This is a genomic window from Veillonella parvula, from assembly GCF_040094895.1.
Taxonomy (GTDB): domain Bacteria; phylum Bacillota; class Negativicutes; order Veillonellales; family Veillonellaceae; genus Veillonella; species Veillonella parvula_L.
Genome location: NZ_JBBNGV010000001.1, coordinates 289068 through 305141 on the forward strand (window position 1 = coordinate 289068; position 16074 = coordinate 305141).

Consider the following 16074-nt stretch of genomic DNA (forward strand, 5'->3'; position numbering starts at 1 on the left):
AGTGGCATATTCTGTGTAAGTTTACGGGATATGCCACTTGTTTTGTACTGTAGGAGAGCATCATGAAAGGACGATTTGCTCCAAGCCCCACAGGATATATCCATCTCGGAAATGTATGGATAGCCCTCTTATCTTATATTTCTACGAAGCAACAAAAAGGGCAGTATGTTGTGCGAATGGAGGATATAGACATCCAACGCTCTAAACGTGAGTTAGGGGAAGCTCTATTAGATGATTTAGAGTGGCTAGGATTTGAATGGGATGAAGGACCTCGCGTTGGTGGTCCAGAAGCAACATATTGGCAAAGTGAACGACAAACATATTATGGAGACGTATTAGAAAATCTTGCATCAGAAAAACTAATTTATCCTTGCTTTTGTAATCGCACAAGATTGCATTCTATTGCTTCGGCGCCCCATGTAGGAGAGGTAGTACATCGATATGATGGTCATTGCCGCCATCTAGAGGATAAATTGATAAAAGAGTTTATGATGTCTAAGGAACCATCTTTACGTTTAGCCGTTAATTCCTGTGATATAGATTTCGTAGATCGTTGGCAAGGCTTTCAACATATTCATTTGGAAGGTGAATTAGATGATTATGTATTGCGTCGTGGTGACGGTATGTATGCCTATAATTTAGCTGTTGTACTGGATGATATTGCTATGGGGATAACAGAGGTCATTCGTGGAGACGATTTACTAGAGACTACAGGGCAGCAAATATATTTATATAGAACATTACAAACCAGTTTCAAATCTAAAAATATACAACTACCTTCTTATGGGCATGCTCCATTATTAATTGATTCTGAAGGGCATAGATTATCTAAGCGACAAAAGAGTATTACTATTCGTGAATTACGTGAAAATCAATGGTCTCCTAATAGAATTTTAGGTGAGCTGGCTATTGTAGGGGGGGTAGTTGAGGCTCATACATTAAGTCGTAGAGAAATTAGTTTATCTGAATTAATTGAGATTGATTTAAATGTACCTAGTCTTAGTCAGAAAACGATTGAGATACAAATTAAAGAATAGAGTAGTAAAATAGTATTGATTTATGTTATAGGATGTTTGCTAAAAGAGAATAATTCTTTAACTATATAATTCGATATAATATATTGACAATATTCGATATTTATTTATAATAGTATATAAGAGGTGGTCGAAATGACAATTCAACAAGCTTTAGATCAAAAAGTATGGGCCGTTATTGGAGCTACCCATAAAACCGAGAAGTTCGGTTATAAGATTTATAAATGTCTTAAAGATCACGGATATGAAGTATATCCAGTCAATCCTAATATTGCAGAAATAGATGGAGACACTTGTTACTCTAGTCTTTCTGCACTTCCCGTTGTGCCTGCTGTGGTAGATTTTGTTGTACCTGAAGCAGCGGGGTTAGCTGCACTTGATGAATGCAAAGAACTTGGCATTTCTGTTGTGTGGTTGCAACCGGGGGCGGATAAACCATCTGTTGTTGAAAAAGCACATGCTTTAGATCTGCATGTCATTCAAGATTGTGTATTAGTTCAATTACCGTAGGAGGGTACAATGAGCGAATTAAAAGATTTAAAAACTGCTGAATATCAAGATTTAGTAAACCAAGGTGGTGTTACTGTTGTTGACTTCTGGGCTCCATGGTGCGGTTATTGCGTACGTATGATGCCAATCATTGAAGAAATTGCAGGTGAGCTTGAAGGTAAAGCTAACTTTGTAAAAGTAAATGCTGATGAAGAACCAGAATTAGCACGTAACTTACAAGTTGAAGTATTGCCTACATTCGTTATTCTAAAAGATGGTGAAGTAGTAGACCGTAAAATTGGTTTCTTGCCTAAAGGCGATCTTCAAGCGGCTATCGAATCTAAATTCTAATACTATAATTAAAATCATATAAATAGAGGAAAACCTCATCAATGTATGTGTTGTACATTGATGAGGTTTTTTTGCTTTTTTAATATAGACCTAAATATATTTAACGTTTATGCGTTACTAAACATAATACATTGAGTTCCTAAACATAATACATCTAAAAGTGGGGTTTATGTCCATTTAAGGATTGGTATTATGCAATTGTGGTGGAGAGTGGTTTAAATTGTTTATTTTTGAATATTTAATCGAACATATGTATTGTAGAAAAGAGGAGAAAAATAGAGATTAAACAAGAAAAATATAAAAAAGTGGGATAAAAATAGATTTTTTATTGTGAAAGGTGGGGAATTGTGGTAGAATTTACCATATAGTGGTGGATAAGAAATAGTAAAGGGCGGTGATACATATGTTCATGGGCGAATATAATCACACCATTGATACAAAAGGGCGGATGATTATACCTGCTAAAATACGTGAACAACTAGGCGATTTGTGCATCGTTACAAAAGGCCTAGATAACTGCTTGGCTATTTACACCGAAGAGGCATGGAAAAAAATTTCTACAGCTTTACAATCACAATCCTCCACTAAAGCTAGCGTGCGTGCTTTAAAACGTTTTGTTTTTGGTAGTGCCGCTGAACTTGAATATGATAAACAAGGTCGTGTCCTCATTCCTGTACCATTACGTGAATATGCAAGCCTTGATAAACAGGCTGTTATTGTAGGTGCTGGAGACCACGTTGAAATTTGGAGCCGTGAAAAATACGATTTCTATGATGAGCAAGTGGCTGAGAGTATGGAAGAATTAGTCGAAGGGCTTGAAGGGATTATGTTATAGGAGGCTATGATGGAATTTAATCATACTAGCGTACTCTTACGTGAAACGGTGGACTCCGTCGTAACTAATCCAAAAGGCATTTATGTGGACTGTACCCTTGGTGGGGCAGGACATGCTCATGCAGTGGGCGAGATGCTAGATCCAGAAGGCATGATTATAGGTTTAGATCAGGATGAAGATGCTTTGAGTGTAGCTCGACAGCGTTTATCTGATTTGAAATGTCAGGTGTTAACAATACCTACAAACTTTTCTAACTTAAAAGAAGCCCTCCAAAATGCGGGCATTTATGAAGTCGATGGTTTTATATTTGATCTTGGTGTATCCAGCTATCAACTAGATACTCCTGAACGAGGTTTTTCATATATGAATGATGGACCTCTTGATATGCGAATGGATAAAGATGCACCTCTCACGGCAGAGGAAATTGTCAATGAATATGACAGTGAACAATTACTACAAATTATCCGCGATTATGGGGAAGAACGATGGGCTAAAAGAATTGTCGAGTTTATTGTTGAAGCACGTCAAGAAAAAAGAATTACTACTACTGGCGAGTTAGTTAGAATTATTAAGAATGCAATACCTGCAAAGGCGCGACAAGATGGACCTCATCCGGCAAAACGGACGTTTCAGGCCATACGTATTGAAGTAAATAGAGAGTTAGCAATTTTGCATGATAGTTTTGTAGATGCTGTATCGATGTTAAAACCAAAGGGAAAGATTGGAGTTATTACATTCCACTCCTTGGAAGATCGAATTACAAAGCAAACTTTTAAAGAGTTAAGTACTGCATGTATATGTCCTCCACAATTGCCTGTGTGTGTTTGTAATCACAAGGCAGTTGTAAAGGCAAAGAATAAGGCTATAGAGCCAAGTATAGGGGAGATTGAAGTTAATCCGAGAGCTAGAAGCGCTAAATTGCGCGTAGCAGTAAAGTTGTAGATTTGGAAGGGGTTAAGTGTTATGTTAGCGAGAAAGGCTGTTGTGGGCCAAGTAAAAGGTGATATGTTGGTCATTGCACAAGGGAGAAGACGTAGTGCAAACGTAGCTTTAGATTTAAGCCCTATGATGTGGCAAGTTGTATATGGTATTGCTGCATTAGTTGCATGCTTACTTATCATGATGGTTATGAATGCATACAGTACAAAGTTGGGCTATGAGGTAGTTAAAACACAGCAAGCTGTAGTACAATTAACAAAAGATAACGATGCATTGGACGTTGAAGTGGCTTCCTTGAAGTCTCCTGTACGTATCCAACAAATCGCAGAAGAACAACTAGGAATGGTTTTGCCTGATTCTTTTGTTTATAGCACAAAAAGCGCTGTTACTGAACGTAATGTACAAGAGAAACAGCAAATTATAGACTAGCAGGCGAAGCAGCTCGTATTGGGCTGCTTTCCTTTGCGTGTAAAGGAGATTGTATATGAAACACTTACAAGATATAGTAAAAGCCTTACATGCACCGCATGTAGAAGGTAATACAGCTGTTAAAATTTTAGATGTTACCGCTGATTCTCGTGCTGTAAAAGCAGGTAGTTTATTTATTGCTTTAGATGGTGCTACTGTCGATGGACATGATTATGTTAATAAAGCTGTTGAGGCTGGGGCAGTAGCTGTATTAGTATCTAAACCTGTTGAGATAAGTAGTGATGTTTGTGTTATCACTGTTGAAGATACACGTGCGGCTATGATGGCCTGTGTGCCATACTTTTTTGATTATCCAGCCAATTCCATGCGCATGATTGGTGTCACTGGTACTAATGGTAAAACGACTACAACTCATATGATTCGCCATATTTTGAAAGCTCAAGGTCATAAGGTCGGTGTGATTGGTACTGTTCATATCATGATTGGTGATACATCATATCCGATTCATAATACGACTCCTGACGTAGTAGATTTACAACATATTTTGCATCAAATGGTAGAAGAGGGTGTTACACATTGTGTAATGGAAGTATCTTCTCATGCGTTGGCTTTAGGACGCGTATCTGGTGTTGAGTATGATACGGCTGTATTCACAAATCTTACACAAGATCATTTAGACTTTCACAAAACATTTGAAAATTACTTGGCAGCTAAATGTAAACTATTTGAACAGGTTAGCAAACCAAACCAAATAAAATCTGGTAAGGGTGCTGTTATCAATATCGATGATGCCTATGGGCATCGGGTTGTTGAAAAAACTACAGCCCCTATCATTACCTATAGTATTAATGGTAGCGGCACATTGAATGCTCATGACGTAGATATGACGCCAAAGTCTAGCCGTTATACTGTATCTTATGATGGTCATGATTATACAGTTGCAATGAATACGACTGGCTTGTTTAATGTGTATAATACATTAGCAGCTATTGGTGCCTGCCTATTAGAAGGTATTTCCATGGAAGACATCGATAAAGCGTTGAAAACATTTAGTGCTGTACCTGGTCGTTTTGAATTGATTGAAGAAGGTCAACCATTTGCTGTTGTTGTAGACTATGCACATACACCAGATGGGTTAGAAAATATTTTACAAACAGCAAAGGCTGTTCAAGAAAATCGTATTATTGTAGTCTTTGGCTGTGGCGGTGACCGAGATGCAACCAAACGTCCTATTATGGGACGTATTGCAGCACAATACGGTGATGTTGTGTATGTTACATCTGATAATCCGCGTACAGAGGATCCTGTACAAATTGTTAAAGATGTGGAAGTCGGCGTTAAAGACGGCCTTCGAGAAGGAACTCACTATGAAGTTATCGTTGATCGTAGGGAAGCGATTCAACATGCAATACAACATGCAAAACCTGGGGATATTGTACTCATTGCAGGTAAGGGGCATGAGGATTACCAAATCTTAAAGGATAAAACGATCCATTTTGATGATCGTGAAGAGGCGCGAGCAGCCCTCAAGGAGATCTAATATGGCAGAATTTACATTGTCTCAAGTACTGGAGGCCACAAAGGGGACGAGTGCACATACCGATAATATTAAGTTTTTAGATGTGTCTACTGATACAAGAACTATTGAATCAGGCTTTTTATTTGTAGCCTTAAAAGGTGATACCTTTGATGGCCATGATTTTATCAATGCGGCTATCGAAAAAGGTGCTACAGGGGCTATCGTTGAAAAAGGACGTTCTGTAGAAGGTATTGTTTGCATCGAGGTAGACAATACTTTGGTAGCATATCAAAACTTAGCACGATATCATCGTCGCCGCTTTGATATTCCTGTAGTTGCTATTACTGGTTCCTCTGGTAAGACAACGACAAAAGAAATGGTGGCAGCCGTACTTGGCACAGAATTTAATGTATTAAAAACTGAGAAAAATTTTAATAATGAAATTGGCTTGCCAAAAACCTTGTTACGTTTGACCGCTGAGCATGAAGCCTGTGTTGTTGAAATGGGTATGCGTGGGCTCGGACAAATCGAAGAATTGGCCTTGATTGCAGAACCAACGATGGGGATTATTACTAATGTTGGTACTAGTCATATCGAGCTTTTAGGTTCTCGCGAAGCCATTGCTGAAGCGAAAGGTGAGTTGATTCGTTGCTTGCCTGAAAATAGTGTGGCTATCCTTAATGAAGATGATCCATATGTAAAAGCTATGGATCGTTTAGCTAAGGGTAAAACAATTACCTATGGTATTGAACGGAATGCTACTTGTATTGGTAGCCATCTGCGCTATAAAAAAGACGGTATTAAGTTCACTTGTAAGTGTTATGATGAAGTTTTTGATATCTTTTTGCCTATGATTGGTGAACACAATGTATATGATGCATTGGCGGCTATCGTTGCAGGTCGAGTGCTAGGCATTAAATCTAACACAATTCGCAAAGGTTTGAGTGAGTTTAGTGGAACTCCAATGCGTCAAGAAATCGTCCCATTTGAAGATATTGTTATCTTAAATGATGCTTATAATGCAAACCCGTCATCCATGGCAGAAGCTATTAAAGCACTTGGTCAATTAGAAGGTAAGCGTAAAATTGCGATGCTAGGCGATATGCTCGAGCTCGGCGACTTCTCTGAAGAAGCACATCGTGAAATCGGTCATTTGCTTGCTGAAGAGGGTTATAGTGTTGTATTCACCTTTGGTGATGCTGCTGCCTTCATTGCAAAGGAATCAAAAAAAGCAGGTTTAATTACATTCCGTTGTAACAGCCATTTAGAAATGGCCAACGCATATAGTGATATTCGTGAAAAAGGGGATGTTATCCTTGTGAAAGGTTCTCGTGGTTTACGAATGGAGCGCGTTGTTGAAGAATTAAAGGATCGAGAATAATAGGTAACGGCTAGTTATATCTAGCCGTCCTATTTATTAATAAGTAGAGGATTCATATGATAAATCACATTCTATTAGCCTTCGTAGCGACTTTCATCATTACGGTAGTGCTAGGTAAAATTGCTATTCCTATGTTGCGTTCTTTGCACGCACAACAAAGTATTCGTGAAGAAGGCCCTGAAAGTCATCAAGCAAAAGCCGGTACGCCAACAATGGGTGGTGCTTTCATGATGGTGGCCCTTATTATTGGCGTGGCATTGTTTGCACCATGGAATGTGGGCACAGGAATGTTATTATTCTTAACACTGGGTCATTGTTTATTAGGTTTTTTTGATGATTTTGTAAAAGCTGTAAAAAAACGCAATCTTGGTTTAACAGCGAAGCAAAAATTACTTGGCCAATTTATATTGGCTGCCGTATTCTGTTATTGCATTACTGAGATTATGGTTGTTCCTACCACATTATGGATTCCTGTTGTAGATACACAATTACAATTGGGATGGGGTTATTATGTATTGGCATTTTTGATTATTGTAGGAGCTACAAATGCAGTAAATTTAACAGATGGTCTTGATGGTCTTGCTGGTGGTACATCAGCAGTGGCGGCGATAGCATTCTCTGTTATTGGTTTGATGGCTGCATCGATGACAAATTCTATTGGTGCTGAAAGTGTTGCGTACTTCGGCGCTATAATAGCAGCTGTATGTCTTGGCTTTTTGGTATATAATGTGAACCCTGCAAAAGTGTTCATGGGGGATACAGGCTCTTTGGCATTAGGTGGTGCCTTTGCAGCAATGGCTATTTTAACTAAAACAGAATTGCTACTTGTGGTGATTGGTGGCATTTTTGTTATGGAAGCATTATCTGTTATTATTCAAGTTATTTCTTTCAAAACACGTGGTGTGCGTGTATTTAAGATGAGTCCTATTCATCACCATTTTGAACTTTCCGGATGGGCAGAACAAACAGTTGTTAATCGTTTCTGGTTTGGTGGCGCTGTTTTAGCCATTATTGGTGTACTTTTAGCGACTATAACTTTATAAGATAATACTTAACGGAAGTTGTAAATAATGGTATGCTTATTAGATAGGATACATTAATTTTATAAATAATTTAGGTGATATAGATGGAATATGGAGATAAACATATACTTGTTCTTGGCGCTGGAGCTAGCGGTATAGGTGCATCTTGGGTATTAGCCCAAGTGGGTGCGCATGTTGTGTTAAATGATTATAAGCCTATGACACTGCCTACGGCTGAGGAGAAACGACTCGTTGCGGCAGGGGTAAATATTATTACAGGACATCAAGATGAATCCTTGCTAGATGGCGTGGATCGTATCGTTATTTCTCCAGGTATTTCTTTAGACATTCCGATTGTAAAAGCAGCACATGCCCGTGGTATTGACGTGGTCAGTGAAGTAGAATTAGCTTATGAAGTATCTAAATCACCTATCGTAGCTGTTACTGGTACAAATGGTAAGACTACGACAACAACCTTATTAACTAAAGTACTAGAAGGCTCTGGAAAACCAGTTCACGTCGGTGGAAATATTGGGGATTCCCTTAGTGAAGTGGCGTATTCTATGCCTGCAGGCGGTTTTTTGGTAGCTGAATTATCTAGTTATCAATTAGAGACAATCAAGTATTTTAGGCCTATTGGGGCTATTATGCTCAATATTACTCCAGATCACTTAGCTCGTCATAAGACGATGGAAAACTATATTGCTGCGAAGGAACGCATCTTTGAAAATCAATTAAGTACAGATTATTTAGTGTTGAATATAGATGATCCCGTTGTAGCTGATATGGAACATCGTTCGCCTAGTCATATTCTAAAAATTAGTCAAAAAAAAGCCGTAGAGAATGGCGCTTATTATGCTGATGGGCAATGTTATATTGCTAAAGATGGGGTAGCAAAATTTGTTATTGGAAATGAAGACATTCATATTCCAGGCAGTCATAATATTGAAAACATATTGACCGTTATTGCTTTATCTCATGCATTGGGCGTACCTGTAGAAACAATTCATCGTATTATTAGTGAGTTCCATGGCGTTGAACATCGTTTAGAACGCGTTAAGACGATTGATGGTATTACATTTTATAATGATTCTAAAGCGACTAATGTAGATTCTGTGGTTAAAGCATTAGAATCCTTTGATCAACAAGTTATTCTATTAGCTGGTGGTCATGATAAAATGACGCCTTTAGAAGACTTCATGGAGTTAGTTAAGGAGAAGACTAAAGCTGTTATTTTCATGGGGGAAGCAGCAGATCGTTTTGAGACGGCTGCAAAAGAGGCTGGTGTGAAGCCGATTTATCGTGCTTTATCCATGAAAGAAGCCGTAGAACAAGGCTATAAATTGGCAGAGACTGGCGATATTGTGCTATTATCTCCGGCTTGCTCAAGCTTTGATTGGTACAGCTGTTTTGAAGAGCGTGGAGATGACTTTAAACGTTGTGTTCATATGTTGCAAGAGGGAGGACACCATTAATGAAACGTGTTATTATTTCAGGTGGTGGCACTGGTGGACATATATATCCAGCAATAACTATATATAAGGAAATTATGAAACAAAATCCTGATGCAAAGGTGTTATATGTTGGTACCAAGCAAGGTCTCGAGGCTACATTAGTTCCTAAAGAGGGGATAGAGTTTACTACGATTCCTGTGCAAGGCTTGCAGCGTCAATTATCGTTAGGTACATTAGTTACATTAGGTAAAACTGCTTTAGGCATTGTAAAAGCTAATGCTATAGTTTGTAAGTTTAAACCTGATGTGGTTATTGGTACTGGTGGTTATGTATGTGGGCCTGTTCTCTTGGCTGCAGCATTACATAATATTCCTACTATAATTCAAGAACAGAATGTTATAGCAGGTATTACTAATAAAATTCTGAGCCGTTTTGTTGATGTGGTAGCCCTAGGCTATAAGGATGCAGAAGCATCGTTTTCTAAAGCAAAGCGCGTAGTCTATACAGGGAATCCTGTTCGTCCAGATGTGCTAGTTGATTCGAGAACAGAGGGACGTAACTATTTCAACTTAAGTGATGATACTTTTACAGTACTCATAGCTGGAGGTTCTCGAGGGGCGAGAACTATTAACAATGCTATGATAGATGTACATAAACACTTCCAAGGTGTGAAAGGTATTAAATTAATCCATATTACGGGAAACGGAGAATATGAATCTGTTTTATCCCAATTGGGTATTACAGATGGGGATGGTTTAGGTAGTTCATCTTTGATTTTGCCGTATTTACATGATATGCCAAAAGCACTAGCAGCAGCCGATTTAGCAGTATTTAGATCTGGTGCTATAGGTCTTGCAGAATTAGCAGTTCGCGGTATTCCATCCGTATTGATACCGTATCCATACGCAGCGGAAGATCATCAAACCTATAATGCACGTATCTTTGTACAAGAAGGGGCGGCTCATATGATTGTAGATAAAATGTTGAGTGCTCACGATTTAATAGGGGAAATCGAGATGTTTATGGCCAACCGTGATTTGTTGGCACAAATGGGAGACCGAGCATTGCAATTGGGGAAACCGAATGCGGCTCATGATATTGCAAAATTAGCTTTATCTATTGCAAAGTAACAAGGAGAGGTTTTATGTTAGACGGTATTCACAAAATTCACCTTATCGGTATTGGTGGATCTGGTATGCGTGCGATAGCGAATATTTTGATTCAAAAAGGTTATGATGTATCTGGTTCAGATATTGCTGAATCTGCAGTAATTTCTAAGTTTAGAGATATGGGTGCCACGGTGCATATCGGTCATAATAAAGAATATGTAAATGGTGTTGATGCCATAGTTCGTTCTACAGCGATTCGTGAAGACAATCCTGAAATTGTTGCCGCTAAAGAGCAAGGGATTACCATTTTACATCGTTCTGATATTGTAAAGGCTGTATTAGATGTAACAGATGGTATCGCAGTAGCTGGTGCGCATGGTAAAACATCTACAACTTCAATGATTGGACAAATTTTAGTGGAGGCTAATGCGGACCCTACGGTAATTATCGGTGGCGAAGTAGATTATCTCAAGGGTAGCAGTTGCCTTGGGAAAGGCCATTTTTCAGTTGTGGAAGCGGATGAGAGCGATGGTTCATTTTTAAAATTGCATCCACATACTATCGTTATAACTAATATTGAAGATGATCATATGGATCATTATAAGACTATGGATAACTTGTTAAACGCTTTCTGTGAGTTCGTCGAAACGTTACCAGAAGCGGGCAAGGCTATCGTATGTGGTGATAATGAAAATATTCGTTATGTTATGAGCCGCGTAAAACGTACTTTTATTACATATGGCTTAGAGGATAATAATGATTATGTAGCAAAAAATATTCATTATGTGGACTCTTCCTTGGTATATGATGTATATCATAAAGGTATTAATATAAGCCGTATTAGCTTGCGCGTGCCTGGAGAACATAATGTATTAAACTCATTGGCAGCCTTTATTGTGGCTCATGAATGTTGCGGTGTAGAAAATCGCTTTATTACAAAAGCGTTAGGTAAATTTATCGGTGCAAAACGACGTTTTGAAACAAAAGGTCATGTTGCTGGCGTCTGGGTTGTCGATGATTATGCACATCATCCAACAGAAATTAAAGCGACCTTAAGAGCAGCAAAAGAACTTGAAAAACATCGCGTTATTTGTGTGTTTCAACCGCATCGGTATACACGTACAAGCTTGTTGAAAGATGAATTTGCCACTGCTTTTACAAGTGCTGATGAAATATATATGACAGATATTTACAGTTCTGGTGAAGATCCGATTGCAGGTATCGATGGACGTACTATTCCTGACGCTGTTGAAGCTGCTACAAATAAGGTTGTACATTATGTACCATCTGTTGATGATATACCGGCTGTATTGGCAAAAATTGTGCGACCTAACGATCTGGTTATCACAATGGGGGCTGGTTCTATTAATCAATATGGACCAAAATTATTAGCTATATTGGAGGAAGGCTTACAATGAAAGATAGAAAAATAATCGTATTGATGGGTGGCCCTTCCAAAGAGGCTGAAGTATCTCGCCGTACTGGCGCTGCTATTGCGGAAGCACTCGAAAGTAAAGGGTATAATGCTCAAACATTAGAACTTAATCCTCGTACTGTTTTAAAAGACATTGAATCCTTAGGTGGAGAGATTGTATTTAATGCAATTCACGGTCGTTATGGTGAAGATGGTGCATTACAAGGCTTACTTGAAATGGCAGAAATTCCATATACTGGATCGGGCATCATGGCTCATGCGGTAGGAATGAATAAAAAAGTAAGCAAAGATGTTTTCAAAGGGGCTAATATTCCAACAGCTACTTCTGAATCCTTTAATGGTAATTTAGAATCTGCAGAAGCTATTATAGGACATATTCGTAAACAATTTACGATTCCTGTAGTGGTGAAATCTGCTACTCAAGGCTCTAGTATTGGCGTTACCATCGTTCGTGATGAGGCACAATTGGAAGCTGCTGTTACAGAAGCGCTAAAATATGATCCGATTCTTGTAGTAGAGCAATTTCTTGATGGTCGCGAATTTACAGTATCCGTTCTTGACGGCAAGGCATTGTCAGTAATTGAAATCCGTCCACATTCTGGGGAGTATGACTATACCAGTAAATATACTGTAGGTGCTACAGAATATTTAGTACCTGCGCCTATTAGTGAAGAAATGACTGCTGAAATGCAACGCATAGGGGAACTTGTGTATCGCGAAGTACAAGGCAGTGGGGTTATTCGTGTTGATATTATGACAGATCATGCAGATAATATGTATGTTCTAGAATACAATACTGTGCCAGGTATGACGGCAACGTCTTTAGTACCAAAGGCAGCTAAAGAAATGGGAATTGACTTTCCAACATTATGTGAAAAGATTCTATTAACAGCTAGTATAGGGAAATTTTAAGGGCTGAATAGAACATAAGGAGTTATCTATGGATGATAAGCAATACCATCCATCCAACTCTGGGGAGATGCAGTCTTCTACACCTGTTCATGATGAACGGGCTGTATTTAGAAAACGAGTGTTAAAAATCGGTGGTGCAGTTACTCTCGTGTTGGTGGGATTGTTTACACTACCTATTCCTTTTGGATCCTTAAAAATTATAGGATCGGATAAGGTAACTGTACAAGATGTAATGGTAGCAGGGGATATTCATGAACCTGTAAATATATTGCAAATTAGTACAGAGAAATTAAAAACTAGATTGGCGAAAGACTTACGGGTTGAAGAGGCCCAAATTAGTTATCAATTGCCATTTACAATGGTTGTACGTGTCATAGAACGCAAGGCTGTTGCAGTAGTACCAGCTCAGTTTGGTTATTTAACACTTGACAGTAAAGGTCAAGTGATTGCATCAGAGCCAGCCATACAAGATACGTCGGTACCGATGATATCAGGCGTTAAGGCGGGAAATATTTTGTTAGGTGATACCGTTGTGGATAAGCCCATTTTGGCGGCTCTTGAATACTTAAACTCTCTTGATGAGAGCACATTCAAGAATATTGCAGAAGTCAATATAGGAGATCCTGATGCAATAATGGCTTATACCGTATCGGGGGTGCAAATTAGATTAGGGGATAGTAAAGATTTACCTAAAAAAGCCGAGTTAACTCAGTCTATGTTACAAGATATTAAGACAACACATAGCAATGTACAATATATAGATGTTAATGTTTCATCGCCATATATAAAAACTGATGTAATACCGGAAGTTAAAAAGCATCAGACAGGAACAAAGACTACAGAAATTTCATCTACTAAGAAGGATGATAAAAAACAAGATAAGCAAGGTCATGTTGAAGATAAAAGGTAGATGATTGTCGTGAGACACGAACGGTGGGCAATAGCCTTAGTCAGTTGTATATTGGGTTTCATGGTTGTCACCCAATATAAGATGACTCAAGATAATATAGAAGAAAATATCCGTTTACAACGAGCTGGTGATTTAGCCGTACAATTGCGAGAGGCCCAAAGTGAACGTGATGCATTGTTAAAACAAATAGAAGAGCTTAAACAGTCTGGTGCTACTGGCAATGTTAAAGCAGACGAACAGTTGATGATGAAAGCTGCTTTAACTAATGTTAAAGGTACGGGTGTTAGTGTATTAATCGAGGATAGCTTAAAGCCAATTCAAAGTGGTGAAAATCCTAATTTATATGTAATTCATGATGAAGATATTTTACGTATTGTTAATGAATTGCGAGCTGGTGGGGCTGAGGCGATAGCTATCAATGATCAACGTCTCATAGGGACTTCTGAAATACGATGCTCTGGTCCAACTATTACCGTGAATGGTAAGGTTTTTGGGGCTCCTTTTACAGTTAAAGCGATTGGTGATCCAAAAACATTAAATTCTGCGCTCACCATGCGAGGCGGTGTGGTAGATTCCTTGAAACACTGGGGCATAAAGGTAACCATAAAGGAAGAAAATGAAATAGCTATTCCAGCTTTTACAGGAACCTTCAGAGAAGAGCATATAAAGCCTAATGAAACAGGAGGTAAAGAATGAATATTTATATCTTTGCCATTGTTGGTCTAATTGTAGGTACTACATTAGGGTGGCTTTCACCATTTCATATACCTATAAGTTATGCAAATTACACATCAGTCGCTGTTCTGGCTGCACTAGATGCTGTATTTGGTGGTAGCCGTGCTGCATTGGAACGAACCTTTGATCTTAGTAATTTTGTGCTTGGGTTCTTTTCAAATGTTGTGTTAGCTGTTATTCTTGTATATGTAGGTGACCTCATAGGAATTAACCTATATTACGTAGCTCTTATTGGCTTTGGATTGCATGTATTTATTAATGTAGGCGCTATACGAAAGATTATTATGACTAAGCGATTCTAATAAATCACATTCTATATAGTGGAAAGTTTTTAAATTTTAGTGTAAAATAAATGTAATTGTTATAAGATTGTCAGTATATAAATCGATACATTGGGACGTATATTGATACGATAGATAACGATAAGAGGAGGAAGTTCAATGTCTGATTTTGCAAATATTAAAGTTATCGGTGTTGGTGGCGGCGGTAATAACGCTGTTAATCGCATGGTAGATAGCGATCTTAAAGGTGTTCAATTTTTATCCGCTAATACTGAAAGCCAAGTGCTTGAATTATCTAAAGCGGATGTAACGATTCAAATTGGCGAGAAGGTTACAAAAGGTCTTGGTGCAGGCGCAAATCCACAAATCGGTGAAGAGGCTGCTCAAGAAAGCCGCGAAGAAATTATAAAAGCTCTTGAAGGTGCTGATATGGTATTCGTAACTGCTGGTATGGGTGGTGGTACTGGTACAGGTGCTGCTCCTATCGTTGCAGAATGTGCTAAAGAAATCGGTGCATTGACAGTCGGCGTCGTTACTAAACCGTTCGCATTTGAAGGTAAACGCCGTCGTGCACAAGCGGAAAAAGGCATTGAATTCTTGACTCAAAAAGTAGATACTATTATCGTTATTCCTAATGATAAATTGTTGCAAGTTGTAGATAAAAAATGTTCCTTAAGCGATGCATTCCGTACAGCTGATGATGTACTTCGCCAAGGTATCAAGGGCATTTCAGACTTGATTCAAGTTCCTGGCTTGATCAATCTTGATTTTGCAGATGTTAAAACTATCATGACTGAACAAGGCGAAGCATTGATGGGGATTGGCGTTGGCGAAGGTGAAAACCGCGCTGCTGACGCAGCTAAAATGGCTATTAATAGCCCATTGTTGGAAACATCTATCGATGGTGCAAAAGGCATCTTACTCAATATTTCTGGTAGTGCTAACTTAAGCTTGTTTGAAATTAATGAAGCTGCCGAAATTATTTCTGAAGCGGCGGATCCTGATGCAAATATTATCTTCGGTTCCGTTATCGATGAAAGCTTAGGCGATACAGTTCAAATTACTGTTGTGGCAACTGGTTTTAATTCAAATACTAAGAATGTACCTGAATTCGGTAAAACAACAACTACATCCCGTCCGGCATCCACTACAAATACTAACAGTGGTATCCCTGATATCCCTGTATTCATGAAACGCTAATTTATAGATTGTATAATTACTATACCTATTGATTAGTAA

The 16074-nt window shown here is 38.5% G+C and carries 17 protein-coding genes; all 17 read left to right on the forward strand.

What is annotated here, in order from left to right:
• The first annotated feature begins 62 nt into the window (after positions 1 to 62).
• The 17 genes from gluQRS (at position 63) to ftsZ (ending at position 16035) form a co-directional block, all read left to right on the forward strand.
• On the forward strand, positions 63 to 1037 hold the full coding sequence (gluQRS, locus tag AAAT26_RS01300; protein ID WP_008601245.1) for a tRNA glutamyl-Q(34) synthetase GluQRS: 975 nt from the start codon (positions 63 to 65) through the stop codon (positions 1035 to 1037).
• Positions 1038 to 1169: 132 nt separating this feature from the next.
• Complete coding sequence (locus tag AAAT26_RS01305) at positions 1170 to 1544, forward strand: CoA-binding protein (protein WP_021148278.1); 375 nt, start codon at positions 1170 to 1172, stop codon at positions 1542 to 1544.
• Positions 1545 to 1553: 9 nt separating this feature from the next.
• Entirely contained in the window at positions 1554 to 1874 is a 321-nt protein-coding gene (gene trxA / locus AAAT26_RS01310; protein ID WP_004696229.1) for a thioredoxin, read from the forward strand.
• A 403-nt stretch (positions 1875 to 2277) separates the two neighbouring features.
• On the forward strand, positions 2278 to 2709 hold the full coding sequence (gene mraZ / locus AAAT26_RS01315; RefSeq protein WP_004696227.1) for a division/cell wall cluster transcriptional repressor MraZ: 432 nt from the start codon (positions 2278 to 2280) through the stop codon (positions 2707 to 2709).
• 9 nt (positions 2710 to 2718) lie between these two features.
• Entirely contained in the window at positions 2719 to 3651 is a 933-nt protein-coding gene (rsmH, locus tag AAAT26_RS01320) for a 16S rRNA (cytosine(1402)-N(4))-methyltransferase RsmH (RefSeq protein ID WP_004696226.1), read from the forward strand.
• Positions 3652 to 3672: 21 nt separating this feature from the next.
• On the forward strand, positions 3673 to 4077 hold the full coding sequence (gene ftsL, locus AAAT26_RS01325) for a cell division protein FtsL (RefSeq protein ID WP_004697156.1): 405 nt from the start codon (positions 3673 to 3675) through the stop codon (positions 4075 to 4077).
• Positions 4078 to 4132: 55 nt separating this feature from the next.
• On the forward strand, positions 4133 to 5617 hold the full coding sequence (locus tag AAAT26_RS01330; RefSeq protein ID WP_349208769.1) for a UDP-N-acetylmuramoyl-L-alanyl-D-glutamate--2,6-diaminopimelate ligase: 1485 nt from the start codon (positions 4133 to 4135) through the stop codon (positions 5615 to 5617).
• Between the two features lies 1 nt (position 5618).
• Positions 5619 to 6977 (forward strand): UDP-N-acetylmuramoyl-tripeptide--D-alanyl-D-alanine ligase, encoded by a 1359-nt coding sequence (locus AAAT26_RS01335; RefSeq protein WP_349208770.1) that lies wholly within the window; start codon positions 5619 to 5621, stop codon positions 6975 to 6977.
• A 56-nt stretch (positions 6978 to 7033) separates the two neighbouring features.
• The gene (gene mraY, locus AAAT26_RS01340; protein ID WP_008601232.1) at positions 7034 to 8020 is read left to right on the forward strand and encodes a phospho-N-acetylmuramoyl-pentapeptide-transferase; all 987 of its coding nucleotides are present in this window, start codon (positions 7034 to 7036) and stop codon (positions 8018 to 8020) included.
• 83 nt (positions 8021 to 8103) lie between these two features.
• Positions 8104 to 9474, forward strand: a complete 1371-nt coding sequence (gene murD / locus AAAT26_RS01345; RefSeq protein ID WP_195395121.1) for a UDP-N-acetylmuramoyl-L-alanine--D-glutamate ligase — start codon at positions 8104 to 8106, stop codon at positions 9472 to 9474.
• Positions 9474 to 10583, forward strand: a complete 1110-nt coding sequence (gene murG, locus AAAT26_RS01350; protein WP_004696212.1) for an undecaprenyldiphospho-muramoylpentapeptide beta-N-acetylglucosaminyltransferase — start codon at positions 9474 to 9476, stop codon at positions 10581 to 10583. The genes murD and murG overlap by 1 nt, the downstream gene beginning before the upstream one ends.
• A 14-nt stretch (positions 10584 to 10597) precedes the next feature.
• Positions 10598 to 11980: a UDP-N-acetylmuramate--L-alanine ligase gene (gene murC, locus AAAT26_RS01355; RefSeq protein ID WP_008601228.1), complete on the forward strand. Its 1383-nt coding sequence runs from the start codon at positions 10598 to 10600 to the stop codon at positions 11978 to 11980.
• Positions 11977 to 12909, forward strand: coding sequence for a D-alanine--D-alanine ligase family protein (locus AAAT26_RS01360; RefSeq protein WP_004696208.1), 933 nt, complete (start codon positions 11977 to 11979; stop codon positions 12907 to 12909). Before murC ends, AAAT26_RS01360 begins: the two co-directional genes overlap by 4 nt.
• 28 nt (positions 12910 to 12937) lie before the next feature.
• A complete protein-coding gene (locus AAAT26_RS01365; RefSeq protein WP_349208771.1) occupies positions 12938 to 13819 on the forward strand; it encodes a cell division protein FtsQ/DivIB in 882 nt (293 codons plus the stop codon).
• Positions 13820 to 14515, forward strand: a complete 696-nt coding sequence (locus AAAT26_RS01370; protein ID WP_060919741.1) for a DUF881 domain-containing protein — start codon at positions 13820 to 13822, stop codon at positions 14513 to 14515. It abuts the gene before it with no gap.
• Entirely contained in the window at positions 14512 to 14856 is a 345-nt protein-coding gene (locus AAAT26_RS01375; RefSeq protein WP_004696202.1) for a small basic family protein, read from the forward strand. The genes AAAT26_RS01370 and AAAT26_RS01375 overlap by 4 nt, the downstream gene beginning before the upstream one ends.
• 138 nt (positions 14857 to 14994) lie before the next feature.
• Positions 14995 to 16035, forward strand: a complete 1041-nt coding sequence (gene ftsZ, locus AAAT26_RS01380) for a cell division protein FtsZ (protein WP_004697140.1) — start codon at positions 14995 to 14997, stop codon at positions 16033 to 16035.
• Positions 16036 to 16074: the final 39 nt, after the last annotated feature.